The organism is Streptomyces sp. NPDC033221 (genome assembly GCF_055577005.1).
The window spans coordinates 340,342-363,805 of sequence record NZ_JBVIQN010000005.1 but is presented as its reverse complement, the minus strand read 5'-3'; the positions used below and the strand labels follow the sequence as shown (position 1 = coordinate 363,805).

Sequence of the window (23,464 nt, the reverse complement as noted above, 5' to 3'; positions counted from 1 at the left end):
AGGCGGCAGATCCCCGCGTACTGGCGGGAGCCACAACCGCGCTCCTTCGAGTGGCGGGTTCACCGCAAGGCCACACCGTGCCGCCATGTGGCTGGTGCGGTATTCGTAGGCGTGCAGCCCAGTCGGCCCCACCACCATCTGGTGGCACAGGCCATGCTTCTTGCTCTGTTCTCGCACGCAGTACAACCCGCGCTCAGCCGAATGCCTCCACGAGCCAGACACGATCAGGTGCATGGTGAGTGCCCGCAGAAGACGGGCGCCGAACCAGGCATCTATGCGGTGGATGGCGGCGAAGGCCCCCCTGATCGCAGGGGAGACATACATGGTCTGCGGGGCTCGTAGGGCTGTAGCAGGAGCCTCACACGGCTCCCAGGCTGTTCCCTTCAACAACCGTGACTGGGGTTTGATGCGGTAGGGCACGTCACGCGGCCTGCCGATCACGACGGGTGGGCCGGCACGGACGGATGACCTGGCCGTCGGGCAGCAGGTCTCCGGTGTCTTCGAAGTGCAGAACGCCGTTGCATAACAGGCTCCAGCCCTGTTCCGGGTGGTGAGCCACCAGGTGGGCGGCGTCCCGGTCGGCTGCGTCGGCCGTCGGACAGGGCGGCTGGTGCTGGCACATGAGCGGTCCTTTCGCGACGTGTCGGGCTACATGAAGCTGTGCCGGTTGGGGTCCGTGCAGTGGCCCTCGGTGGTGCCGCAGCCGATGCTGCCCAGCCCCTTCGGGAGGTCCTGATCCTCGTTCTGGCTGTCCTGGTCACTGGTGTTCTGCTCGGGCAACGTGTTCCTCGGTGTGGTGGTGTACGGGGAAGTGGATGCCGCTCGGTGGGCCAGGGAGGTTCGCTCCGGCGCACCGAGCGGTCGTCTCAGGCGGCCTTGTCGGGCCGGCCGTTGCCGGGCGGGCCGGAGTTGTCCGCGTCCTCGTTGAGGAGGCCGTACTGCTCGCAGACACGCATCGCGTCTATGCGGTCATCAGCCCCCAGCCTGCTGAACAACTGGGCCATGCTGACTTTGACCTGGTCGTAGGTCTTGCCGTTCTTGGCAGCGATCCCGTTCAACGTCAGGCCGTCCGCCACGTCCCGCAACAGGACCCGTTCTCCGTTAGCCAGCGCGGGGGCATCGCTCTTGGCCGTGCCGGGATCCACGTACCGGAGGCGGAAGGCGACGCGGGCCAGCGTCGCCCGGTGTCCCCGGACGCCGAGCTTGTGGCGCAGCATGACCAGGTAGGTGCGCACGCTCGTGGGGGCCAGGCGGAGCTCGGCGGCGATCTCCCGGTTCTTCTTGCCCTGCGCGACGAGGATGAGCAGCTGCTTCTCCCGGGCAGTGACGTGCGCGGGATCGACCGGGGGCGGAGTCATCGCTTCTGTCTCCTTCGGGTACGGGCGGAGGCGGTACGCGGAGGGACGACCTCAGGGTCCTCGCGGGGAGCAGCGGGACGGGGCTGTGGTGCCCAGGCCCGCACGACGGTGCAGCCGTTGAGCGTGGCCACGAGCTGAGAAGCGAGGACCCAGAGCACGTCCGGCGCCTCGTAGAGACGGGTCACCTTCTGGACCGGCGTGGGCAGCGGCCGACCGGGGCGATAGAGCTGCCCGTAGACGCCGTCGACGACCGGTTCGTTCACGCGCACGGTCACCCAGTTGTCCCGCAGGTACCGGCATTGCCCGGTGGCCTTCTCGATGCACGCAACGCTGCAGACGGGCGGGTGGACGGTCAGCTCGCCATCCGGCCAGTCCGGCCGGTCGGCGCGGCCGTCTTCCAGAAGCCACAAGATGCCCTGCTCGTTACGGTCGGCCGGCTGGCGGCACACCTGGCAGTGCAGCCGTCGCATCGCGTACCGCTGGCGCACCGAGTGCACCAGCGAAAACTGGGGCGCGCCAGTACCGAAGTTGACCTTGCGGCGCATCCACAGCACACCGTGCCGATCGCGGTCACCGGGGATCTCGTCCGGGAAGGCAATTCCCGCACCGCCTCGGGCGGGTATGACCGGGGTGCTGATCTCGGTTTCGGCGCTCCAGCGGGTGATGTAGGGGACGGTGTCCGGCCGCCGCAGCACCGGAGCCGAAGCCTCGGACGAGCCCGGTACCGAAAGGGTCGCAGGGTTGATTGGAGATGGTGTGTTCATCGGCCGTGTGGTCTCTTCGTGGTGGTGAACGCCGCGTACGCCGGGACTCTGTGGACAGTCACAGGCCAACCCGCAGCAGCCACGCTTCGGGCTGTCGGATCTCTTCCTCGGTAGGCGCCAGACTCCGGTCGTGCCAGATCAAGTTGAACTTCGTCACATCGCCGACTCCGGCCACTGCGGCGGTGACGAAGCGTGCTCCATCCTCCCGCGGGTCCAGAGCGGGGCCACTCGGTTCAGGTGGGGCTGCTGTGCCCTGTTGTCCTCGGCGTGCGATCTGCTGGTGCAGCCGGTAGCGCCAGGAGCGGTGTAAGGCATCCGCAGGCGGTAGAGCGCCGAACAGCTCAAGAGTGTGCAGGCGTTCGGCCCATTCCGCATGTCCCTCGAACAGGGCCGGGACCGCCCGGTCGTCGTAGGGGTAGCGGCGTACCGACACGCGGGGCGGTACGACCACGCCCTGGCTGGCGAATATCTGAGCGTGGTGGACGCACTCGTGCACCAGCAGCCGTCGCAGTGCCAGGCGGCTGCGGCAGACCCCGGTGTGGTGCAGTGCCCGCGGCGCGATCAGCGTCTGCGGCTGGCCATTGGGGTCGGTCAGGGTCATGGCTTCGAACAGCGGCCAGGACCGCGTCATGGCCTTGTGCCAGGACGCCACCTTGTACTCGGCTTCCGCCCGCTCCCGCGCGGAGACCTCGGAGCCGACGAACGCCTGCTGCACGCCCCGGTCGACGTAGGCCACCACCTCCGCCCGCCAGACTCGCGGTGTCACCAGGCGGTAGGTGACCGTGGGCGTCACCAGGCCGGTGATCTCCTCCAGCCGAGGCGACGCCTCAGTCAGCACCTGCCGGGCCAGCCGGGCGAGCCGGGGAGCCAGCCGGGTCTCGTCCCGGACGTCCACCTTGATGCCGCTCATGAGGCGGCCCAGGAAGGGCGAGGGGCGGGAGCGGTCGGCAGCGGCAGCGGGGGACTGGTCGACAGCGGCACGGTGATCGCGCCGACGGGGGTGCCGTCTACGCGCACTCGCCCGAGGTACTGCGGGGCCGACACCGTGCGGCGTGCCGACCACGGCGGGGAAAGGAAATGGGGAGCCATGTCTGCTTTCGAGGTGAGCGGACGGAAAGGGGGACGGGCCTCTCCGCCGGGACGGCAGGACCGCGGGGCCCGGCGAAGAGGCGGCACACGGGGCCGGAGAGAGCCGGCCGAGCGTCAGGCGTGCAGGACGGTGACCAACTGGCTGATGCCGTAGAGAGTCGGCAGACACACCACGGTGGTCAGTACGGCCGCGCCCGGATGCCGCCGGATCAGCGAGGCAGCACGCCGAGCACATCCCGCGCGGCGATGTCCCACCGGCGGGGTGCGCGGTTGGGGCCTGACAGGGCGAGGGCGGAGCTGAGGCGGGCGCGCGGTGACAGCCGACGGGGCGCGGTTCAGGGCGGTGGGGCCCGCCTCCAGGTAGCGCACCTGCTGCTGAATCTCCTCGGCCAGGCGGAGCATATGAACCGTCGGGCCCATCGGCCCAGGCGGCGTCTCCCGCTGAACGTGCTGGGCGCGGGTGAGGAGCAGCCGTAAGACATGCGGCGGGTCGTCACCGACCCGGCTGTTCAGCAGACCGGTCACGGCCTGGAGGTGCCGCTCCAGGCCGACGATGCGCCGACGAACCTCGGCGTCCGACAACAGCGGCGCATCCTTCATCAACACCGCATCGGCCGCCTGCGCAGCGGCGACCCGGATATCGGCGTCACGCTTGACCTTCAAGCAAGCGGCAGCTCGCCGCAACTGGTCAGCATCCCAAGGAGAATGGCCCGTCACTCTAGAGCGAGCCGCCTTCACCTTTCTGGTCGGGCGCGTGCCTTCGTCAGGCCGCGCTGTTGTGCTCGCGGGGGACATCATGTGCGCTCCAATACGTGGCGCAAGGCCGGGGAAGCATCACCCCGGGGGTGGGCGTGCTTGCTCAGGCGTCTCGCCAGCGCCCCAGGCCAGCAGTTGCCGCACAGGACGACGCGGTAGACGACTACGAGCGGAGACCCGGAAAGACCCCGCGTCGGGAGCCGTCTCGACGAGACGCTATGAGCCTGGCGGCTGGTCAAACGCAGATCCATCCGCACGCTGACCTCACATCTCCCTCACTACGCCGAGTCCGCGAAGCGTGGTTTCCTCATTTCCACCTCATAGTTCGAAAGCGCCCACTTTTCGCCGGGAGTTGGGAAGGGATAGTCCTACCGTCGAAAGACAAGTGCTGAGCCGAGGGGATGAGGCACACGATGCACACGCTGTTCCGTGCGCTGATCGATCAACGCGAGTGGAAGGCGTTCCCGGCGTTCCGGTCGCGATACCAACGGGCAGCGAAAGAAGTCGCCGCCACAGAAGACAACGCGGGCCTCATGGGCCTGACGCTGTCCAACGCCACCTTCGAGCGGTGGTACTACGGCACACACATCCCACGCGGCGACGCCCGGCGGGTCCTGGTGCACATGTTCAACTACTCGATCGACGAGCTGTGGGCGCAAGCCCCCGACCAGTTACCACCCGTCGAACAGCACGGTCCGGCACCGGCGAACACCAGCGCCGAGGACGGCGCACACCTACGACAGATGGGGCGGCAAGCAGCCATGGCAGCACGGCGCGCGATGCAATTCGCGATAGGAGTCGAACACGAACAGCTCGGAGAGGAGACCATGGGCTACGTCCAAGACCGCGTACGCGACCTCGCCGCGCGGTACACCCGCGTACCGCTCGCGGAAATCCTCGACGACCTCACCGAGACCCAGGAGCAAACGTTCACCCTCCTGGAAGGCGGCCGCGCCCGGCCGTCCCAGACCCGGGACTTGTACCTCCTGTCGGCCCTGACCAGCGGCATGTACGCCAAGGCATGTCACGACCTGGGCGACCCCACTTCGGCCATGATGCACGCCCGGGCCGCCAGCGTCTGCGCCACCAAGGCCGACCACACCGCCATGGAAGCGTGGGTCGGGGGCCTGAAATCCCTGATCACGTACTGGGCGGGCGAGCCGAGCCGGGCGCTGCACTTCGCGCGGTCAGCCGCAACCACCGCCCAGGGGCAGCGCGGCAGCGTCACCGTATGGGCGGCCAGCTTGGAAGCCCGCGCAGCCGCACTGCTCGGCGACCAGGAAACCGTCCGCCAGGCCAACCGGCGCGCCACCGAACTCCGCGAAATCTGCGAGCCAGACGAGCTCGACGCCCTGGGCGGACTTTTGGAGTTCCCCAAGATTCGGCAGGACTACTACGAGGTCGAGGCGAAGGCCCTCCTGGGCCACGGGGACGCCAGGCTGGTCACACAGGCCGAGCAGACAGTGCACGGCTACAGCAACCCCACCGACCCGCACTGGGCCTTCGGTGACGCCGCCGGCGCCCAGACCAATCTCGCCCTGGCCCGGCTGTACACCTCCGAGCTGGACGGCGCCGTCGAAGCCGTCCGCCCCGTCCTCGACCTGCCACTGCGCCAGCGCAACGCTGGCATCGTCTACTCCATCAACCGCGTCGCGAACCAGTTGAACACCGGGTACGGCCGTGACTCCATGACCGCACGCGACCTGCGCGAAGAGATCGAAATCTACGGACGGCAACGCCCCCTCGCACTGCCCCGATGATCGGCGAGTAACATCCGCGGTCATGTACCCGGTCAACCGCCACAGCACCCGCCTCGCACTACGCGAGCTGACCCTCGACGACGTGGACGCCGTGCACGCCATCTACGGGAGCCCGGCGGCCACCGAACACCTCAGCTTCACCCCGCGCACTCGCAACGAGGTCGGCGGCATCGTTGCCCGCGGCATCACCGCCGCAACGGCCAACCCGCGCCAGGAATACGTCCTCGCCGTCGTCACGCAGGGGAACGACGGCGACCTCATCGGCCTCACCCGCCTGGCCACCGACCCCCACCAGCAGAAGGCCGCCACCATGGGCTTCGCCCTGCGGCCCGACGCCTGGGGCGTCGGCTACGGCCGGGAGACCGTACGGCTGACCCTCGACCTGGCCTTCACCGATCTCGGCCTGCACCGCGTGTGGGCAGCACGGGCCCCGCGCAACGAGGCATCCGCCAAGACCCTCCTCGCGGCCGGCATGGTCGAAGAAGGGCGCATCCGCGGGCACGTCTACGTCCGGGGAGCGTGGCGTGACTCCATCACGTACGCGATCCTCCAGGACGAATGGCAAGCCCGCACCGACACCTAGTAGACGGGCACCAGCCCCCAACCTCCGGTTCACCGGCGCCGCTCGCGAGCGGCCAGCCGCCGCATACCACCCGTACGACAGCATTACGCGCGATTCGAGAAGCCCGACCGAGCATGTCCTCGGCTCGGCCCCGCCCCTGTCACCCGGTGACGGGGCCCGAACTCACCCGCCCGCCAACAGCGGAGGGAACATGCGTGTAGCACTGGTCTATCCGGAAGTCCTCGATCTGGCGCGCTTCAAGGAGAACCGGCGGGAATTCCCGCCCTTCGGCGTGCTCTACCTCGCCGCCGTCACCGAGCGGTCCGGACACGAGGTCACGGTGTTCAAGGTTGCCGACGGCGACCACGTACGGGACTTCACCGGCTACGAGGCGGTCGCCTTCACCATCCCCTCCTCGGCCACCTACGGTGTGATCCGCGATTGCCGTCGTGACAGCCGCTACGACAAAGACCCGCTGATCCTGGCCGGCGGCGTGCACCCGAACTTCTACCCCGAGCAGACCCTGCTGGACATCGAACCGGACGTGGTCGGCATCGGCGAAGGCGAAGAGACCCTCCTCCACCTGCTCACCCGCGCCGCCACCCGCCGCTTCGAGGACGTCGACGGCATCTGCTACCTGCGTGACGGTGCGCCGCACCGCACCCGGCCGCGGACGCTGCTTAAGAGCATCGACCAGCTCCCGCTGCCGGCCCGGCACCTGCTCCCCGAGGCCGACCTCGTCATGAGCGACCGGCTCAGCACCACGGACCTGCGCATGGCGCACGTCATGTTCAGCCGCGGCTGCCCCTTCCCCTGCCGCTTCTGCGCCGCCGCCCAGACCCGCATCCAGTACCGCTCGGGTACCAGCGCCCGCCAGGAACTGGTCGACATGATCGACCGGTACGGCATCGAAGGCTTCGCCATCGTGGACGACAACTTCATCGTCAACAAGAACAAGGTCCGCGACATCTGCACCCACATCACCGACCTCGGCCTCAAGTGGTCGGCCCTGTCCCGCGTCGATACCGTCGACGGGCCGCTGCTCGCCGACATGGCCGCCTCCGGCTGCATGGAGATCAAGTACGGCATGGAGTCCGGCAGCCCCAAGATCCTCAAGGCCATGCGCAAGAAGATCACCGCCGAACACATCCACCGCGCCGTGCACAGCAGCCGCGCCGCGGGGATCAACGTCAAGCTGTTCCTCATCCACGGCTTCCCCGGCGAGGACCGGCACACCACAGCCGAGACGATGGACCTGTTAGCCGAGATCGCCCCGGACATCGACCGCGTCTCCCTGTTCCGCTTCGTGCCACTGCCGGGCACCTACGTCTACGACCACCCCGATGAATTCGACCTGCACGGCACCAGCAGCCAACCCGGCTGGAACGGCGACTGGGGCCAGTACCACATCCACCACAACGACACGCACTGGTGGGGAACCGAAGAGCAGTTCGCCGAGGTACAAGCCGGGTACGAGCAGCTTGCCGCCATGGTCGGTGAACTGTGGCCCGACCGGCACCAACTCCCGACAACCGCCGCCCCCGCCTGATCGCTCCCCGCTACGCTCGGATGCTCCCCACGGCACCGTAGCCACCGGCGCCCCGCCGAGCCCAAGAGGAGCATCCGCAGTGCACTCCACCTTGACGCTGCCGGCGGCCGTCGAACGAGCCGCGATCGCCAACCGACACGGCTGGGGCCCCCAGCCCGGCCCCGCCGACCTGGCCGCACTCGCCACCGCCCAGGCGGGCCTGCACGCCGCCCGACTGCTGACGCCCTACGTCACCGCCCACACCCGCCTGCCCGAGTTCTGCGCAAACGATCTGCGCCACGCCCTCTCACCCCACGGCACCTTGATCAAGGTCCGCTGCGTACGCCGCACCCTGCACCTATGGCCCCACGAACACGCAGCCGACGCCCACACCGCCACCCTGCGCCTTCGCCAGGGCGCCACCCTGGCCACCGCCCGCCGCCACGGCCTGAGCCGCAACGACCTGGAAAGAACTGGCATCCAGTGCCAAGACGCACTGGCCGGCGGGTCGCTCGCCTACCGTGACCTGCAAGACCGGATGCTCAAGGCTCAGCCCTCACCGGCGGTCGAAGCGGTGCGGCTGGGCATCAAATGGGCCTGGGAGTCCGGACACGTCACCTGCCGTAACACCTCCCCTTCTCTGCACCGTGAACAACGCGGGTTCGCTCTCGTCGAGCACGCCCACCCGGCAACCCGCCTCACCCACCCCGACACCACCACCGCGACCGCTCGGCTCATCCGCCACTACCTTCACGCCTACGCTCCGGCCTCCACCGCGGACCTGCTGTGGTGGACAGGACTGAGCCAGGCCGAGATCAGTCCAGCCCTGGCCACCCTGCGCTCCGCCATCACGCCCGTGCGCGTCGAAGGGCTGCCCGGCGAACTCCTCGCCCTGGCCGAGGACATCGACCACATCCGTGCCGCGCCACCCCTACCGGCCGACCACGTACGCCTGCTCGCCTTCGAAGACCCCAGCCTCAAGGGCTACTTCGCCACCCGCGACCGCTACCGAGACGCCGCTCACCACGCCCAGGTGTTCAACCAGATCGGCGAAGTCCGCGCCGCCATCACCCTCGCCGGCCGGATCGTCGGCACCTGGAACTGGGACAAGAAGACCCGAACCGTGCACCACAGCCTCCTCACGCGGCTGTCCCGCACAGTGATGCGCGACGTCCGCCACCGCCTAGACCAGGCCGAAGCCTTCCTGCGCACCGAACCCGGCTGAGCCGTTCCCCCGAAGGGCGCAAAAGGCTCGGCCAACCCCCGCAGCCGCGGCATAATCGGTGGCTTCACCGGACTCACGAGAAACGCCCTCACCGTGACCGCACCCCTCACCGTCCAGCGCCACCGCCGGATCATCGACGTTCACCTCCTGCTGATCCGCGGCAACCGGGTCCTGCTCAGCCTGCGCAAAGGCGGATACGCCTCCGGGCTATGGCAGGTCCCCTCCGGCCATCTGGAAGAAGACGAACCCACCGACCACGGCACCGTCCGCGAAGGGTGGGAAGAGATCGGCGTACGCGTCGACCCGGACCACCTCGAACTCGCCCACGTCATCGACCACCGGGCCCCCGGAGAAGACCCACGCTTCGGCATCTTCTACCGCGCCCACTCCTGGGACGGCGAACCGTACAACGCCGAACCCGACAAGTGCGGCGGCATCTCCTGGTTTTCCCTCAACGCGGCGCCCGACGACACCGTGCCCTACCACGCGGCCGCCCTGCACCACATTGCTGTCGGCCGCATCAGTAGTAAGTACGGCTGGTGACCGTCCGACGTCACCGGCTTACCGGTCCTGCCTACCTCGCATCAGCTCCGAGGTAGGCGTAGAACAGCACCCGGACACCGGGCCCGTTCCCATCGTCGGACCGCTCGGGTCCACCACACGTCCAGCGGCTGGCCAACTGCTGGCGCACGACATCAGTGGCGTATGTATCGAGAGCAGTGACTTCGATTCGTACAACTCCGGGCTCACAGTGCGCGGGATGCGACACCAGCCCTCCCCTCATTGGCGATAGTCCCTCGACATACCGGAGAGGGGCTGCCCGAGGACGGTTCCGGCCTAGGCCGCGATTCACCCGATAGGGAGTGCCAAGATGTGGTGAGGCCCCTGCTGGCAGGCAGGGACCTCACGTGAGTTATCTGATGTCCGTCAGCTCGTAGCTGACACGGTGAGCGCCTTGGTGGTCTTGGCGTTTTCTATTCGCTGGACCGCCTCACCCGTACCGAGGATGGCGGCAGTCAGGGCGAGGATCAGTTCGGTTGGAAGACTGGGTACGTAGTAGGCGATCAGGGCGAGCGCGGCTGCGGCAATGGCGTACAGCCGGGTGCTGTGGGTGTGGATGAAGGAGAGCAAAGGTTTCAGTTTCCGTAGGCGAGTCGGTGGAGCAGGTCCCAGCCCCGGCGGCCGATGGCCGGATCCTCGGGGTGGCCGGTGGTGAACAGGTTGTGCTTGCGGTTGAAGCTGGCGACGGCCTTCTGCGTCTGCGGCCCGTAGTTGTCGGACAGCGGCACCGAGGGGTCGAGCCAGCCAGTGTCCTTCAGCCCCTGCTGGAGGCCGCGTGCGGACGGTGAGCTGTGGTTCGGCGCGAGGCCGGCGGGGAACGGCGGCGGGCTGTACGAGCCGCCTCCACCGGAGGACGCACCGGTGCCGGGGAGCTTAAGCTGCTGACCGGGCTTGATCACGTACGGGGCCGTGAGGCCGTTCGCCTGCGCGATGGCCTTCCAGTTGATCTTCAGCTTGGCTCCGATGCCCGACAGGGTCTCGCCCGGCCGCACCGTGTACGTCGAGGCTATCGCCCCGCCGGTGCTGGAGCCGCCACCGGTCGGTCGCCCCTTGAGGCGCACGGCGATCCGTGAGCGCAGGTCGCCCATGCCAAAGCCCTTTGGGTCGACCTTGCCGGGCTGCCACTCCCGGTGACCGATCACCGACCCGGCGCCCCAGCCGTGCACCCGGCACACCGCGGTCGCCGCCCGCTCGATCGCCTCCAGCTGCACGTCCGGCCACGGATCAGCGCCGTCACCCAGGTTCTCGCACTCGAAGCCGTAGAAATGCGTGTTGCCGTCGGTGTCAGCCTGGTCGGCTGCGGGCAGCGGCCGCTCAGCGATCACGGCTCGCAGCACGTCGCCGTCCCCGCGGCCGGCGTGGTTGGCGCGGCCGTTGCCGATCAGGTAGACGGTGCCGTCCTTCGCGATCACTCCGTGGCACAGCGGCCCGGGGAGTCCCGCGTATCCGTTCTCGCAGATGCTGACCGTGTTGCTCGTGCCGGACGTGACGGTGTGGTGGATCACCACACCATTCACCGGGCCCCACGGCCCCTTCCCATTGCGGTTGTGCGTCCGCCAGCCCGGACGCTCCACCACCTTCACACCCTCTGCCCGCAGAGCAGTCACCAGACGGTCAGGGCTCATCGGTGTCGCCAACTCGGCGCTCACTATCTCCCCGCGCCCGAAAACTCACCCCTCGACCGGCTACGACGCCGACCCGTGCGAAGCCAGCCACAGCTGCAACGTCATCACCAGCAGCGGCGAGACGAACGAACTGATCACCAGGCGACGGGTCGCAGCCGCCTGCGCCTGATCTTCCCGGCGCTGCTGCGCACCGCGCTCGACCACCTGCTCGTGCTCGCTCCGCAGGGCCGCCAGGCCGGCTTCGACCTGGCCGATGCGCTGTTCGACCACCCGTTGATCCGCCCGGTACACGTCCTCAGTGACCACGTGATCGAGGCGGGCGGCGAGCTGGGCGAGGTCGCCGCGCAGGTCCTCACGCAGCTGTGAGACGGCGCGGTGCAGCTCCCACAGCGTGGGCTCGGCACCCGGCGGCACAGACACCGCAATCACTCCCGGCAACCCCACGCCTGATCACGATCGTACGGTGACGAGCGGCGGTGGGTGTGAGGGCGGCCGGTCCGTCCTGACGCTAGTGAACTTGACCAGTTTCCCCACCTGTCAAGTTGGAATGTGACATCCTCGGAGACACCCGCCAAGAACAAACTCTGCTCGTTCGGACACAGCGAACCGAATGCGCGGCACACACGAGCCCAGGAGCATCCGAGAGCCAATGGGTGGACGACGTATCGCGCTGTAACTGGCGCAGCCCTCATTCCGAACACAGTGTTGCCCTGCCCCATACCTGGCTGGTGTGGGGCAGGGCGGGCGGCCGTTGAGCCGCCGACCCTGGTGTATATCGGACACCGGGGTCGGCTTCTACGACACGGCGTCCACGAGCCTCGCCGCAATCGCCGACACGAACCCGGCGATCACGATTAATGCGAGGTCACGTCGGCCGAGCCTCCGCAGCCACTTCTGGATGCACCTCCACATGCCCGTTTCTCCCATCGCGCGCCCCTGGGCCCGGCTGGCCCGGGGAGAGGTGAAGATGAGGACGAGGCGTGCCTTGGCACATGGTGAGCGTACGGTGAACTCCCCGCTGGGGGTGCTGATTCGGGAATTCTCGCGCGCATCGATCTCGCGATGGTGGGGCGCTGCAGGTCGCGCAGCGTTGGGTGGGGCTGGGCAGAGGCAGCGAAGGCGGATGAAAATCGGCACTCGGCGGCACAGGCACGCGTGGCCCACGGTAGCCCTGCGCCTGACTTGCGCCTGTGCACTGGTCAGCGGCGGCGTGCGCCTGGAAGCCGTGGCATATGACAAGAGTCGGCGCATTAGCAGGGCAACGTGATCATACGGCTTTCGGGCATATGCCGAATGTTGTCAATGTCGCTTCGCCGACACGGGAGGTGTGACAGGCTCGACCTTGGCGGAGCACCTCCAGGTGCGGTGCGAAGCCAGACTTGACATCCACACAATGGCGAGCAGGCTCGGGAGGGCGCCGGAGCGCCCTCCCGAGTTGGAACGCTGGCCGACCCGCTGAGCGGCTGGCGAACCTGGTGTGGTCCAAACACCAGGTTCGCCAGCTACAGCAGGGTGTCGACGAGCTTGGCCGCCACAGCGGAGGCGAGTGCTCCGATGACGATCAGCGCCAGTTCACGTCGGCCCAGCCGGTTGACCAGGTTCCCTAAGCGGCGACGCATGCCCACCTCCGATGTTCGTCCCGGACCCGATGCCCGGGTGCGCGAGTGAACGGAGGCAGCGCGTGCTGTCACACAGTGGCGAGCCTACGGTGAACGGCCTCTAGCTGAGCAGAGAATCAGGAAAACACCTCTCAGTTGGCGCGGCAGGTGACGCTGTCGAAGCCGATCCAGGTGGCTCGGTTGCCGATGATGGGGTAGAGCCTCATGGCGCCATCGGGGTTGACGTCCATGCGGACGATGGTGCCGTTGGCGGTGGAAGCGACGATGAGGCGCTTGGTCGTCTTGGGCCGGTAGCCGTTTGGGAGGGTGCCGATCTGCTGTCCGCTGCGCACGGTGGAGTCGGCCAGGTTGACGTAGCCGGCCATTTCGATGGTTCCGGTGGCGGACACCCGCACTTCGGGTGCTTCGGAACCCGGCGTGATGCCTGGCGAGAGGTCGATGAGGCGCCAGTCGGTGGCCGGCCGAGTGATCCAACCCTCCACGGCTATCCCGTTCGGGTCCATCGTGACGGTAGTGTCTCCGCTGGTGGAAGCCGTGCGGATGGTGAACTGGGCGCCGCTGGACTCGACGAAAGTGCGGGCGGGCAGGCCATTGTCGTTGCCGGGGGCCTCGGGGCCATCTAGGACTGAAATTCGGAGTAGTGCCCTATCGGTTGGGCCGATGCTCCCCGCGCCATAGACGGTGGCCTTGCCCTGCTTACGGTCCAGGCTCGTCGAGGTGGTCAGCGTGAATGCACCGTCGCGCTCGTTGAGCTGCGGGGAGCGCAACTGCAGGGCGGAGGTGTCAGGCAGGTTCCACCAGTCGGTTTGCACTGCCGGGGCAGTGAGTTCCACGGTCGGGAAGGCCGTGCCGTCCGCCTTGGTGCTGGCCCGCAGCGTGCCGGGGGCCTTTTCGAGGTCGGAAGCGGAGTGCAGCAGTACGGAGGGGACCTGTTCCAGCGGTGCAGGCGGGGTGGGGGTGACGACGATGCGGTCGCCGCTGTCGCCGGTGCGGACGGTGCTGCCGGTTACCAGGGCTCCGTCGATCTTTCCGCCAACGATGTGCTTGCCGGTGATGGCGTCGGCCGCGAGGGTGTCCGCAGTGACCGCTCCCGCCTGGATGTCGACAGCCGCGGCCTTCCGCGGTGTGCCCTCGACAGCCACCGAGGTGGGTCCGGCTACCCCGGCCAAGGTGCGTGCCCGCAGCTTGACCCACCACGTGGTGTAGGGGAGGGGCACGGTGACGCTGCCACCCTGGGCGGTTTCGATGGTATCGCGCAGGGTGCCTTGCGACGGCTCGAAACGAGCATCAGGGCCGACGTGCACTTCGACGCGGGCGAAGTCCAGTGGGGCGGCTACCCCGTCGGTGAACGCGCCGTCCCACGTGACGGTCAGCGCGGCCAGCGCAGGGGCAACGGTCGGCGGGGCCGGGGTAGGAGGTGGGGGGCCGTTGACGACGGTGACGCCACTGGTGCCGTCGGGCTGCTGGCCCACCAGGGCGCGCAGGGAGCCATGTTCGTCGTAGACCTGGACGGCGCCGCCTTCGATTGAGGCGTTGGTCAGGCGCGGAGATCGGATGACGGAGCGCAGCATTCGCTCCAGCTGGGTGATGCGGGCGCCGAGGTCGGCAGGCATAGCAGGTTCTCCTTGTACGGGGGAGATCAGGCGGCGGTGGCGTAGTGGAAGGTGTCGGCGCGGCGCAAGTCGAGGATCGCGGTTTCGCCGGCGCTGGTGTCGGGGTGCAGGGTCCAGCCGGTGATGCGGCACCAGCCGGACCAGTCGCCCCACTGGTCTCGGATGGTGACCTGCACGTCGTCCCCCACCTGCCAGGCCCCGAAGGAGGCAGCGGGGTGGTTGCGGACGGTGATCTGTTCGACATCGCCCATCCGCTGGCGCCAGGCACGTTCGGCTTTGGCGCGTTGAGCGAGGACGCCCGCGCCGCGCACGTCCGGCAGTTCGAGGACATGCTCAAGGCGCAGGCGGCCGTTGCGGACAGCGTCAATGGCGCGCTGCTGAGCTCGGCCTTCGCCGCTGCCGGTGGCTATGACGACCTGGGCGCATTCGTCGGCGCTGTAGGTGATGGGCGTGCGGTCGATGATGTTCAGCCCGCTGGCGAACATCAGGTCGCGACGGCGGGCGCCGAGGCGGGGGTAGCCGAGCCGGATCCGGCGCACCGGCCGGCCGTCGGCGCCCCACCAGGTAGTGCACGCATAGTCGGGGGAGTCCGGCGCCTTCACCAGGTCATCGATCTGGTCGCCGAGAACCGGGGTCTCCCACCAGCGGGAATGCCATGGCTCGGCCGGCGTGCCCACGGTCCCCTTCGAGTCGATCGGATCGACGGTGATGCCGAGGTCCCCGTCGGGAACGGACTGCGCGTAGGCGACGACGTCCCGGATGATGCGGCACGGATCCCCGTGGACGTACGGGCCTCGGCCGCCGAGTTCCCCGTCGAGGTCGTGACGGTGCTGAAGGTACGAGGTCCATCCGGCGGCTTCGATCTTCAGTTCATCGCCCTCGGGCACGGCCTGCCACACGAGCCCGCCCCAGCGCAGGAAGCCGTCGCTCTCGGCGTAGATCACGACTGTGCCGGGGTCGGCGAACTCGGGAATCAGGGTGGCCAGGTGCGGCTTGAGGGAGCCCCGCAGGTGACCGGGTCCGTTGAGTTCTTCACCGAACTCGACGTCGGTCAGGGGGAGGTGCTGGGTGAGCCACTGGCCGGTCAGGGCGTGCTGGGTCAGGTAGCGGTAGCTCACACCGGGCCCTCGGTGAACTCCACATCGCAGACGATGGACGTGCCCTCATCGACCGACAGGTCACCCTTCACGCTCATGGCCATGCGCGCTTCGAGATAGAGCTGTTGCGTGGTTCCGCGGTATTCGGCCGGGACCGCCAGGGTGTCGGCGATGACGGCGGTCGTGCGGCGCACGCCCGTGCCCTGGTCGTCGTCGACGACGGTGCCCTCACTGGGCTGATCACCGAGGACGAGGCGTACGACGCCGTAGACGTTGTCGAAGTCCATGCGCAGCCCGGCGAGCGTGAGCACGATGATGACCCTGGTCGCCCACGGCGGTACGTCGATCTTCCACTGGGCCTCGGGCGGCCAGGTGTGCCACTCGTTGTCGTCCTGCCACGCCTTGGTCATGGTGTGCGGGTAGGAGGTGCGCAGCGACCGTTCACGCCGAGGGTTGGCGACGTTGCGCAGGTCCCGGATCATGCCGGCGGTGATGGTTCCGGTGGAGGCCGGTATGTCGAGACGGGCGAGCGCGATGCCGGTCACTCCGGGCGGCGGGGCCGTGGCGGCGGGGGAGACGTTGGGGATCACGTCGAAGGCGTTGATGGCCTCCTTCGCCGGGGCGAGTCCGCCCTCGTACTCGGGGTCGGTGATGCGCAGCACGATCAGGTCCGAGCGCGGCGTGGCACCGGTCGGGGCGATGGGGATGGTGGCAGTGCCGATGTTGTAGGCGGTGTAGGAGCCCTGCCAGGCGTTGGCCTGGCCGCGGATGACGGCCGAGCCGTCTGCGATCTGCACTCCGGCGCCCGGCACCGGTAGCGGGGTGACCTTCAGGTCGGCGGCTTCGGTGATGCCTTCTCCGCCCCGGGACAGGTCACGGATCATCATGCGGAAGGTCTGGGCGGAGTGCGTGGCGCCGTCGACGAGCAGCGGGGCCTGGGCGAGCGTCATCGGTCGTACGTGTCCTTGTTCAGAGAGCTATGAAGGAGTCGCGCCAGGCGACGGTCAGGCGGGCAGTGGCGGTCGGGTCGGCGGCGGTCCAGCGGATTTCGGAGCGACCGGGCGGCAGGCTGAAGGTGTCCAGCCGGTCAGGGATGGCGACGGTGCCGCCGTCGTCGCGCACGGCCATGGCCTGGCCGGGCCGGGTGTCCACCCGCACCCACTGGCCGGCGCCGAGCACCACCGGCAGCCGGAGCATCCGCCCGGTTTCGACATGTGTGATGGCGGGGTTGGCGCACGGCCCATGCACCGTGAGCACCGGGTGCGACTCCAGGTCGCCGTCGTTGGTGACCCAGCCAGGCCGGTTTTGCCCGGACGCCGTACCACTGGTGACCTTGATGGGGGCCTGTACGGGGGCGGCGAAGCCACCGCCGGACAGCCATCCGAGCCGCAGCGCGGCCTGCTGTTCGGTGTCGGCGTAGTAGCGCGGGTCGGTGGCCGTGAACTCCACGTCGAGCGGCACCCAGCCATGGGCCGCGTCCGCCCAGGTCGGGTCGAGCTTGGCCAGCCGTCCGAACAGCACGCGGACCGGAGAGCCGGGCCACTTGATGCGTAGCGGCATCACCGCACCGCCGCTGAGGCGAAGCCGCGGGTCGTCGGCCGCGCGCTGCAGGCCGGCGACGATCTGCCGTGCGGCGGCCGGATCGCCGGGCGTCTTGACCGCGCAGTCGATGCGGACCGTGCGCGGCTCGTAGAAGTCCGGGGACGGCCAGGCCCCGTCAGCGCCGGGCCGGGGAACCGGTTCACCGCGCACTCCGGCACGGCCGAGCCCTTCAATCTCCGCGACCGGCACGGGCGTACCGTGACCGATCACGACGCCGCCGAACTCCAGCTGCCAGTCCTTCAACGGGGTGCTCATCGCAGGGCACCTCCGCGCTTGGCCCGGCGCATCTGGTACGCGACCACGTCGGCGATGTCGTTCGCCGACGCCGGGCTCTGGCGCACGTGGATGGTCTGGCTGCCTATCGCCGGTGCCTGGTGCACGATTACGACGCGGGCGCGGCCGGCGGCGGCGTCCACCAGGCGGCGCGGCGCCAGGTCGTAGCCGAACCGGTCAGCGGTTCGTGCCAGCACCGCCGTCGCCCGGCCGCGTTTGGCAGCCGCGTGCGGGATGTAGGACTCCCCGCCGGTGGACCGCTCCGCGAACTTGATCAGCCCGTTCGGCGACGGCGAGGAGTAGATGCCCGGCGCCCACATGCCGCCGTCCGCGTACGCCCGCCCAGCGTTCGCCTTCACCAAATCGGAGAGGAAGCGGTCCGCCTTGCCGGTGCCGCGGATCTGGTTCGTGGAGAGGTTGGCGACCTCGATCAGCCGGTCCTCCTCCAGCCCCGCCAGCTCGGCGACCGCGTGAAGACCGCGGCCCTTCGCCAGAGAGCTGATGATCTTCACGAGGTCGGTGAGCTGGTCGCCGTCGAGGACCTTCGTCGCGTCCTTGGCGGCCTGGTTCGCCTGCCGGGCCTTGGTGCTGTCCTTGACGGCCTGGGCGGCGAGTGCTTCGGCATTGGCGTCGCCCTGCTGTGCCAGACGGGTGGCCAGGTCGCCGTAGCCGCTTCCTGCCAGGCGGGCCAGGTTGTTCTGAAAGGCGGTGGCGTCCTGGACCGCGCCCGCGAGCTGGCCGGTGTAGTCGGCCAGCGACGACCGCGCCGCCCCGGCGAGCTGCCGAAGCTGCGCCGCCATGTCGTTGATGTACCGGTCGGAGCCGCGGGCCATCTTCTTGGTCAGGGCGATACCGTCCTCGCCCATGTCCTCCAGCGCCTTGGCCACCTCCGACCCCGCGCGCCGCGCCACCGTCGCCAGGTCACTGCGCCATGTCTGCGCGGTGCGTACGGAAGAGTGCAGGTTGCGCTCGAACAGGGCGAGGTCGAAGTGCTCGTCGCCGTGCTTGTCCTTGCGCTGCGACTTCGACACCACGTCGGAGACGGTCAGGCCGCTGCTGCCCACCGGCTGGTACGACCAGTCCGACAGCCCGCCGGCCGCGTGGTAGGTGACGGTGCCGCCGAAGCGGTTGGCCACCTGCTCCAAGATCGTCTTCGACCGGGCCCGCTTGGAGGACGCAAAAGGGATGTACGCCTCTCCGAAAGTCTCGTCCTCCGCCCATATCCGCCATTCGCCGCCCTTGGCGATCTGCGCGACGTGGTTCTCGTGTGTACCGCCGTCGGCGTAGGTGACGAGGCCGCCACTGGCTTGCTTCACCAGCGGCACACCGTTGACTGACGGGCCGATGTAGCGGGTCTGGACGTAATTGGTGATGGTGCGCCCGCTGAGGTTGTTGATCGCCTGCTGGATCGCGGACACGTTGGAGGTGGCCGGGCCGGTGGGCACCGTGATCGTGACGGTCTTGCTGCCGGGCACGTCGGTGACCTTGAAGCCGAGGGCTTCGAGCTGCGCACGTGCCTCCCCGGTCGGCGCGGCGACCGTGACCGTCTTGCCGCCCGGCACACCCGCGACCGCCTGCCGGACCGCATCCAGGCTCGTGATCGTCGCCTGCGTCGAGGAGGAGACGGTGACGTGCTTCGCGCCGGGGGTCGCGGCGAGCTTGCTGATCAGCGCATCCAGGCTGCTGCGCGCGGTATCGGTCGGCGCGGTCACCTGGACCGTGCGGTCCTTGAGGTCCTTGATCTTGAAGCCGAGGCTGGTCAGCTTCTCCCGGGCCTCGTTGTCCAGGCTGGAGACGGTGATCGTCTTCTGATCCGGGGTGGCCTTCAGCGTCTGCTGGACGGCCAAGAGCTGCGCCATCACCGGCTCCATGCCTGCGGTCTGCAGCAGGATGGACACGTTGGCGGGCACCAGGCCCGCCGCGTCCGCGAGCTTCGCGGCCTGCTCGGCGGTCAGCCCGTAGCCCTCGGCGGTGGCGATCGCCGAGGCGCGGGCCTTGGCCATCTCCGCCTGCGCGGCCTTCAGCGACTCCGGGACGCTCTTGCCCTGCGACTGCGCGAACTCGTACGCGGCCTGGGCCGCGTCGGCGGAATTGGTGGACAGGCCCTGGAGGGTGTCGTAGAGCTTCTGGCCGTTGCGAGTGACCGTGGACAGCGACCCGTCGACGTTCAGCAGCGCATCGCGGTAGCCGTCCGCCTCGTCCACGCCGCCCTTGAGCGAGTCCTTCGCGTCCGAGACGGCCTTGTTCAGCCGCGCCTGGGCGGCCGACAGGTTCACCGACCCGCCGGCCAGAACGTTGAGGGCGTCGTGCAGGGCGCGGGCCCGACTGTCGGCGTCCGACGTGGTGTCGGACAGACGCCGCATCGCGTCGGAGAACTTCCCGAACGGGCCCAGCGCCGCGCTCGCCCCCGAACCGCTACGCCCGGTCGCATCCGCCAGGTCCCGCGCATCCTTGGCGGCCTGGCTCATCTCGCCCTTGACAGAACCGAGCGCCTTGGCCGCGTCGTAGGCGGCCTGCCCCTTCTCCGAGTACGTGCGAAACGCACCCGAGGCGGTGTACTGCATGTCGCTGTTGGCGCTGGCGGTCAGCCGCAGGCTGCGCTCCAGCGCCTCCAGTCCGCCGTTCTGCCCGAGGTAGGCGTCGGTGAGCTGTCGCACGCTCACCCCGGCGCCGCGCATCACGTCGACCAGGCGGCTCTTGCCGTCGAACACCTTGGTGTCCATGACTGACTGCGCGGCCGTCGCCCGCACGCTGTCGGTGATCGCCCCGTTGGACTCCCGCAGCGCCTGCGTGAGCGTGCTGATGCGCTGCTGGTGCTCGGCGGCTTCCTGCGCGGCCTGCTGCTGCCGGTCGGCCAGCATCGACAGCCCCACCCCGGCACCGGCGATCGCCACACCGAACGGCCCGCCCAGCGCCCCCATCAGGCCGCGCGCCGCCCCGCCGAGTCCAGCCCCGATCGACCGGGCCAGACCGGAAGCAGGTCCGTTGGCGGAGCGGAACGCCGACGCCATCCGGCCCACGACCGGCACCCGGTTCTCCAGCACGGCGAACGCCGCACCCATGCGGCCGATCTCCCGGCCGCCCGCGGCGGCGAGCTGCTGCTGCTCGCGCATCTGCGCCCCGGCCGACCGGAACGCCCCGACCACCGGGCCGGTCACGGTGCGGGCCAGGTTCTGCATCATCGGCGTCACCCGGCGGGCCAGCAGCATCGCGGCGATCGCGGTCTGCACCGGGCCCGGCAGCGCCGAGAAGCCGTGCACCAGCGCGGCGATGACATGTCCGATGGGCACCAGTACGCCGGACAGCCCCCCGAAGCCGCGGCTGGCCAGGTTCGCGGCGGTGACGACCATGTCCAGCGCCGAGGCTCCGCCGCCCGCCTCGCTCGCCACGTCGCTGATGGCCTCGGCGACGGGGGAGGCGGCCTCGCCGATGTTGTGCAGCACCCGCAGGCCCGCACGGCCGACGTTGACCAGGATGTTCAGGCCGGCGGCGACCGTGTCGAGGGCGAGGTCCTTGAGCGGCTTGCCGAGCCCGGAGAACGAGTCCGTCAGGTCGTCGATCTCGTCGGAGGCGGCCTTGGCCAGCCCGGACCGGGCCAGGGTGTACAGGTCGTGCAGGTAGTCGAGCCCGGATGCGATGTGCGGGGTGGCGGCGCCGAGCCCGGCCGTCAGCAGCCGGGTGACCTTCTCCAGTCCAGGCGCCGCCGCCGTGTAGAGGACCTGGCCGGTGTTGGACCACTGTGTCTTGAGCTGGCTGACCGCACCCGACAGGCCCTTGGTCTGCGACGCGGCGATCTCCCCGGCCGCACCCGTACGGGCGATGGCCGTGTGCATCTGGTCGAAGGACGCAGCCCCCTGGTGGGCGAGGGCTGCCGCACCGGCCAGCGCCGGCTTGCCCACCACCGCGGACGCCGCGGCGAGGAAGTCCTTCTGAGACATGCGGTGCTGGGCCTTCTCCAGGCCCTCGATTACCGTGCGCAGGCCCTTGAAGTTGCCCTGGGAGTCCCACGCTTCGATGTTCAGCTCGGCCAGGCCCCGCTTCGCGGCCGCGGTCGGCTTGGCGAGGTTGGTGAGCATTCCGCGCAGGGACGTTCCTGCTTTGGAGCCGAGGATGCCCGAGCGGGCCAGCATCGCCACCGCCGCCGAGCAGTCCTCGATTGAGATGCCCAGCTGCGCGGCGACGGGGCCGGTGTAGGACATCGCGTAGTAGATGTCCTGCAGCCCGCCCGAGGCGGCGTTCGCCGACGCGGCGAGAACGTCGGCGGCCCGTCCGGCGTTGTTCGATGACAGACCGAACTGGTCCATCACGTCACCCAGGTAGCGGGCGGCGTCGGCCGCGGACAGATTGTCTGCCGCGGCGAGCTGCATCGCGGCGCGCGCGTTGGCCATCGATGAGGTGGAGGTCTGACCGGCCTTGGCCAGCTCCAGCATCGCCTCCGCGGCTTTGAACGCCGACGTGCCCGGCAGCGTCAGGTCCGCACCGAGTTCGCGGGCCTTGGCCGCGGCCTGGACCATCTCAGTCCCGGAGGCGCCGGTGACTGCGCCCCACTTGTTGATGGACCGCTGGTACTCGTTGCCCTCCTTGGCGATCTCCGCCAGCCCGGCGACGATGCCGCCGCCGACGACGAGGCCGCGCAGGTGGTGCAGCTCCTGCCGGGCGGAGAGCACGCCGTGCCGCAGGCGGCTCATCGACGCGTGCCCGTCCGCGCCGACCCGCCGCAGCCCGGCCCCGGCCTCGTGGGAGGAGCGGCCCACCGACCGCAGGCCGGCGGCAGCGGCCCGGCTGCCGCCGTCGATGCGGTTCAGGCCGCTGCGCAGGGCGTCGGTGTCGCGCCGCAGGTCCCGCATCGCGCGGGACGCCTGGCGCACCTGCGAGAGCAGATGCGCCGCATCAGCGCGCATCTGCACGCTGAGCGTGTAGTTCGACACCGGGCGGTGCCCTAACTCCCCGCGCCCTGCCCTTCACCCTTGGCGGCGCCCCAACGCCGCCAAGGGGTACTGCTACTTCTGGTGGTGGTGCTGTTCGCGTGGCACCAGACCGATGCGCACCCCGTAGCCGTCGGGGCCGTCCGGCACCTGGTCCTGCTCCGTGGCGATCAGCTCACAGCCCACGCACCGCACCGTGGTGGTCACGTACGCGTACCGGTCACCGCCCTGCTCCTCGTCCCACTCCGCGGCCCGGGTGCCGCACTGTTCACACACGCTGCGCCGGTACGCCTCGAACGCCAGCGCCTTGGCCCGATCCGTCTGCGACCAGCGGCCGTCCCCGGCCCCGAGGAAGAACGAATGGGGGATGCGGTAGCGGTCGCACAGCTCCAGCTCCGCCCGAAGCTGCGCGTCCGCGATCAGTCTTTTCCCAGCTCCTCCGTACTGGCTCGGCTGATCTGCTGGGCCTGCCACGCCGCCGCGAACAGCGCGTTCGCCTCACCCGCCGGCCAGGCGTCCAGCAGTTCCTGGGCGTCCTCCTCGGACAGGCCCTCGACCGCCGCTCCGGACTCGTCCCGCTCGATGTGGGCGGCGGAAACCAGGGCGGCGGGGAACGTCTCGGGGTTCCAGGCGTCCCCGTCTTCCGCCTGCTCCTCCGTCGGCGGGCACCGCCGGATCAGCCCGTCCAGCACCGGACGCGGCAGGGCGCGGAACGTCAGCGACAGCGACGCCGCCTCGTACGCGGTCTTCGCGTCCTTCAGCTCCACATCGGCACGCGCGACCTCGGCCGGGTCGGCGCCCGTCTCGGCTTCGGCCATGCGCAGCCGCGCGACCTCCAGCTTCGCCTGATCGAAACGTTTCTTCGCGGCCAGGTCGTCACACAGTCGCAGCGTGTACTCGGGAAGCTGCCGGGCGCGGAGCCGGGCGAGCTTGTGCGCCCAGTGAGCGTCACGGACAACCGCCTCAGCGGGCGGGGGAGTGGGGGAGGGGGAGGTGCCGGGCATGGAGGACTCCAGGAGAACAGGCCCGGCCGGGCCGCGGGCTGGCGCCGAAGAAGGGGTGGGGCGCCGCTGCGTGCGCACCCGGCCGGGAGCGGGGAGGGGCCGG

General features: G+C 69.4%; 22 protein-coding genes and 1 pseudogene. 5 read left to right on the top strand and 18 right to left on the bottom strand.

Annotated features, from left to right (window positions below):
* Nucleotides 1-421 precede the first annotated feature (421 nt).
* The 6 genes from ACZ53K_RS09375 to ACZ53K_RS09350 all read right to left on the bottom strand — a co-directional run bounded on the left by ACZ53K_RS09375 (nt 422) and on the right by ACZ53K_RS09350 (nt 3,874).
* Nucleotides 422-622, bottom strand: a complete 201-nt coding sequence (locus ACZ53K_RS09375; RefSeq protein WP_468833311.1) for a DUF5999 family protein — start codon at nt 620-622, stop codon at nt 422-424.
* A 26-nt stretch (nt 623-648) separates the two neighbouring features.
* On the bottom strand, nt 649-780 hold the full coding sequence (locus tag ACZ53K_RS09370; RefSeq protein WP_468833308.1) for a hypothetical protein: 132 nt from the start codon (nt 778-780) through the stop codon (nt 649-651).
* Between the two features lie 86 nt (nt 781-866).
* Complete coding sequence (locus tag ACZ53K_RS09365) at nt 867-1,358, bottom strand: helix-turn-helix transcriptional regulator (RefSeq protein WP_468833306.1); 492 nt, start codon at nt 1,356-1,358, stop codon at nt 867-869.
* Nucleotides 1,355-2,122 (bottom strand): hypothetical protein, encoded by a 768-nt coding sequence (locus ACZ53K_RS09360; RefSeq protein ID WP_468833304.1) that lies wholly within the window; start codon nt 2,120-2,122, stop codon nt 1,355-1,357. Before ACZ53K_RS09360 ends, ACZ53K_RS09365 begins: the two co-directional genes overlap by 4 nt.
* A gap of 58 nt (nt 2,123-2,180) precedes the next feature.
* Entirely contained in the window at nt 2,181-3,032 is an 852-nt protein-coding gene (locus tag ACZ53K_RS09355) for a hypothetical protein (RefSeq protein ID WP_468833301.1), read from the bottom strand.
* Between the two features lie 293 nt (nt 3,033-3,325).
* Entirely contained in the window at nt 3,326-3,874 is a 549-nt protein-coding gene (locus tag ACZ53K_RS09350; protein ID WP_468833299.1) for a hypothetical protein, read from the bottom strand.
* Between the two features lie 506 nt (nt 3,875-4,380).
* On the opposite strand from ACZ53K_RS09350, the gene ACZ53K_RS09345 reads away from it, so the two are divergent.
* The 5 genes from ACZ53K_RS09345 to ACZ53K_RS09325 all read left to right on the top strand — a co-directional run bounded on the left by ACZ53K_RS09345 (nt 4,381) and on the right by ACZ53K_RS09325 (nt 9,585).
* On the top strand, nt 4,381-5,727 hold the full coding sequence (locus ACZ53K_RS09345) for a hypothetical protein (RefSeq protein WP_468833297.1): 1,347 nt from the start codon (nt 4,381-4,383) through the stop codon (nt 5,725-5,727).
* A 22-nt stretch (nt 5,728-5,749) separates the two neighbouring features.
* Entirely contained in the window at nt 5,750-6,310 is a 561-nt protein-coding gene (locus ACZ53K_RS09340; RefSeq protein ID WP_468833294.1) for a GNAT family N-acetyltransferase, read from the top strand.
* Between the two features lie 190 nt (nt 6,311-6,500).
* On the top strand, nt 6,501-7,838 hold the full coding sequence (locus ACZ53K_RS09335; RefSeq protein WP_468833292.1) for a B12-binding domain-containing radical SAM protein: 1,338 nt from the start codon (nt 6,501-6,503) through the stop codon (nt 7,836-7,838).
* A 79-nt stretch (nt 7,839-7,917) separates the two neighbouring features.
* Nucleotides 7,918-9,042, top strand: coding sequence for a DNA glycosylase AlkZ-like family protein (locus ACZ53K_RS09330; RefSeq protein WP_468833290.1), 1,125 nt, complete (start codon nt 7,918-7,920; stop codon nt 9,040-9,042).
* 93 nt (nt 9,043-9,135) lie between these two features.
* Nucleotides 9,136-9,585: an NUDIX hydrolase gene (locus tag ACZ53K_RS09325; protein WP_468833287.1), complete on the top strand. Its 450-nt coding sequence runs from the start codon at nt 9,136-9,138 to the stop codon at nt 9,583-9,585.
* A gap of 31 nt (nt 9,586-9,616) precedes the next feature.
* Here the strand turns inward: ACZ53K_RS09325 and ACZ53K_RS09320 are convergent, their stop codons facing one another.
* The 12 genes and pseudogenes from ACZ53K_RS09320 to ACZ53K_RS09265 form a co-directional block, all read right to left on the bottom strand.
* Nucleotides 9,617-9,826 carry a DUF6207 family protein gene (locus ACZ53K_RS09320; protein WP_468833285.1) on the bottom strand — a complete coding sequence of 70 codons (210 nt, stop codon included), beginning with the start codon at nt 9,824-9,826 and terminating at the stop codon, nt 9,617-9,619.
* A 143-nt stretch (nt 9,827-9,969) separates the two neighbouring features.
* On the bottom strand, nt 9,970-10,173 hold the full coding sequence (locus ACZ53K_RS09315; protein WP_468833284.1) for a hypothetical protein: 204 nt from the start codon (nt 10,171-10,173) through the stop codon (nt 9,970-9,972).
* 5 nt (nt 10,174-10,178) lie between these two features.
* Nucleotides 10,179-10,502: a peptidoglycan-binding domain-containing protein gene (locus tag ACZ53K_RS09310; RefSeq protein ID WP_468833402.1), complete on the bottom strand. Its 324-nt coding sequence runs from the start codon at nt 10,500-10,502 to the stop codon at nt 10,179-10,181.
* A 60-nt stretch (nt 10,503-10,562) separates the two neighbouring features.
* Nucleotides 10,563-11,240: pseudogene (locus ACZ53K_RS09305) on the bottom strand (N-acetylmuramoyl-L-alanine amidase); the annotation flags it as partial.
* Nucleotides 11,241-11,288: 48 nt separating this feature from the next.
* A complete protein-coding gene (locus ACZ53K_RS09300; RefSeq protein WP_468833282.1) occupies nt 11,289-11,648 on the bottom strand; it encodes a hypothetical protein in 360 nt (119 codons plus the stop codon).
* Nucleotides 11,649-12,978: 1,330 nt separating this feature from the next.
* The gene (locus ACZ53K_RS09295) at nt 12,979-14,460 is read right to left on the bottom strand and encodes a hypothetical protein (protein ID WP_468833281.1); all 1,482 of its coding nucleotides are present in this window, start codon (nt 14,458-14,460) and stop codon (nt 12,979-12,981) included.
* Nucleotides 14,461-14,486: 26 nt separating this feature from the next.
* Nucleotides 14,487-15,578, bottom strand: a complete 1,092-nt coding sequence (locus tag ACZ53K_RS09290) for a hypothetical protein (RefSeq protein WP_468833279.1) — start codon at nt 15,576-15,578, stop codon at nt 14,487-14,489.
* Nucleotides 15,575-16,507 (bottom strand): hypothetical protein, encoded by a 933-nt coding sequence (locus tag ACZ53K_RS09285; protein ID WP_468833278.1) that lies wholly within the window; start codon nt 16,505-16,507, stop codon nt 15,575-15,577. Before ACZ53K_RS09285 ends, ACZ53K_RS09290 begins: the two co-directional genes overlap by 4 nt.
* A 19-nt stretch (nt 16,508-16,526) precedes the next feature.
* On the bottom strand, nt 16,527-17,414 hold the full coding sequence (locus ACZ53K_RS09280) for a hypothetical protein (protein WP_468833276.1): 888 nt from the start codon (nt 17,412-17,414) through the stop codon (nt 16,527-16,529).
* Nucleotides 17,411-22,360, bottom strand: coding sequence for a phage tail tape measure protein (locus ACZ53K_RS09275; protein ID WP_468833274.1), 4,950 nt, complete (start codon nt 22,358-22,360; stop codon nt 17,411-17,413). Before ACZ53K_RS09275 ends, ACZ53K_RS09280 begins: the two co-directional genes overlap by 4 nt.
* Before the next feature lie 72 nt (nt 22,361-22,432).
* Complete coding sequence (locus ACZ53K_RS09270; RefSeq protein WP_468833271.1) at nt 22,433-22,831, bottom strand: hypothetical protein; 399 nt, start codon at nt 22,829-22,831, stop codon at nt 22,433-22,435.
* The gene (locus tag ACZ53K_RS09265) at nt 22,777-23,361 is read right to left on the bottom strand and encodes a hypothetical protein (protein WP_468833269.1); all 585 of its coding nucleotides are present in this window, start codon (nt 23,359-23,361) and stop codon (nt 22,777-22,779) included. Before ACZ53K_RS09265 ends, ACZ53K_RS09270 begins: the two co-directional genes overlap by 55 nt.
* Nucleotides 23,362-23,464: the final 103 nt, after the last annotated feature.

Coding starts and splice junctions, on each gene's coding strand:
- ACZ53K_RS09375 (WP_468833311.1), bottom strand. CDS start 622: ATGTGCCAGCACCAGCCGCCCTGTCCGACGGCCGACGCAGCCGACCGG.
- ACZ53K_RS09365 (WP_468833306.1), bottom strand. CDS start 1,358: ATGACTCCGCCCCCGGTCGATCCCGCGCACGTCACTGCCCGGGAGAAG.
- ACZ53K_RS09360 (WP_468833304.1), bottom strand. CDS start 2,122: ATGAACACACCATCTCCAATCAACCCTGCGACCCTTTCGGTACCGGGC.
- ACZ53K_RS09355 (WP_468833301.1), bottom strand. CDS start 3,032: ATGAGCGGCATCAAGGTGGACGTCCGGGACGAGACCCGGCTGGCTCCC.
- ACZ53K_RS09345 (WP_468833297.1), top strand. CDS start 4,381: ATGCACACGCTGTTCCGTGCGCTGATCGATCAACGCGAGTGGAAGGCG.
- ACZ53K_RS09340 (WP_468833294.1), top strand. CDS start 5,750: ATGTACCCGGTCAACCGCCACAGCACCCGCCTCGCACTACGCGAGCTG.
- ACZ53K_RS09335 (WP_468833292.1), top strand. CDS start 6,501: ATGCGTGTAGCACTGGTCTATCCGGAAGTCCTCGATCTGGCGCGCTTC.
- ACZ53K_RS09320 (WP_468833285.1), bottom strand. CDS start 9,826: ATGAGGGGAGGGCTGGTGTCGCATCCCGCGCACTGTGAGCCCGGAGTT.
- ACZ53K_RS09295 (WP_468833281.1), bottom strand. CDS start 14,460: ATGCCTGCCGACCTCGGCGCCCGCATCACCCAGCTGGAGCGAATGCTG.
- ACZ53K_RS09285 (WP_468833278.1), bottom strand. CDS start 16,507: ATGACGCTCGCCCAGGCCCCGCTGCTCGTCGACGGCGCCACGCACTCC.
- ACZ53K_RS09280 (WP_468833276.1), bottom strand. CDS start 17,414: ATGAGCACCCCGTTGAAGGACTGGCAGCTGGAGTTCGGCGGCGTCGTG.
- ACZ53K_RS09265 (WP_468833269.1), bottom strand. CDS start 23,361: ATGCCCGGCACCTCCCCCTCCCCCACTCCCCCGCCCGCTGAGGCGGTT.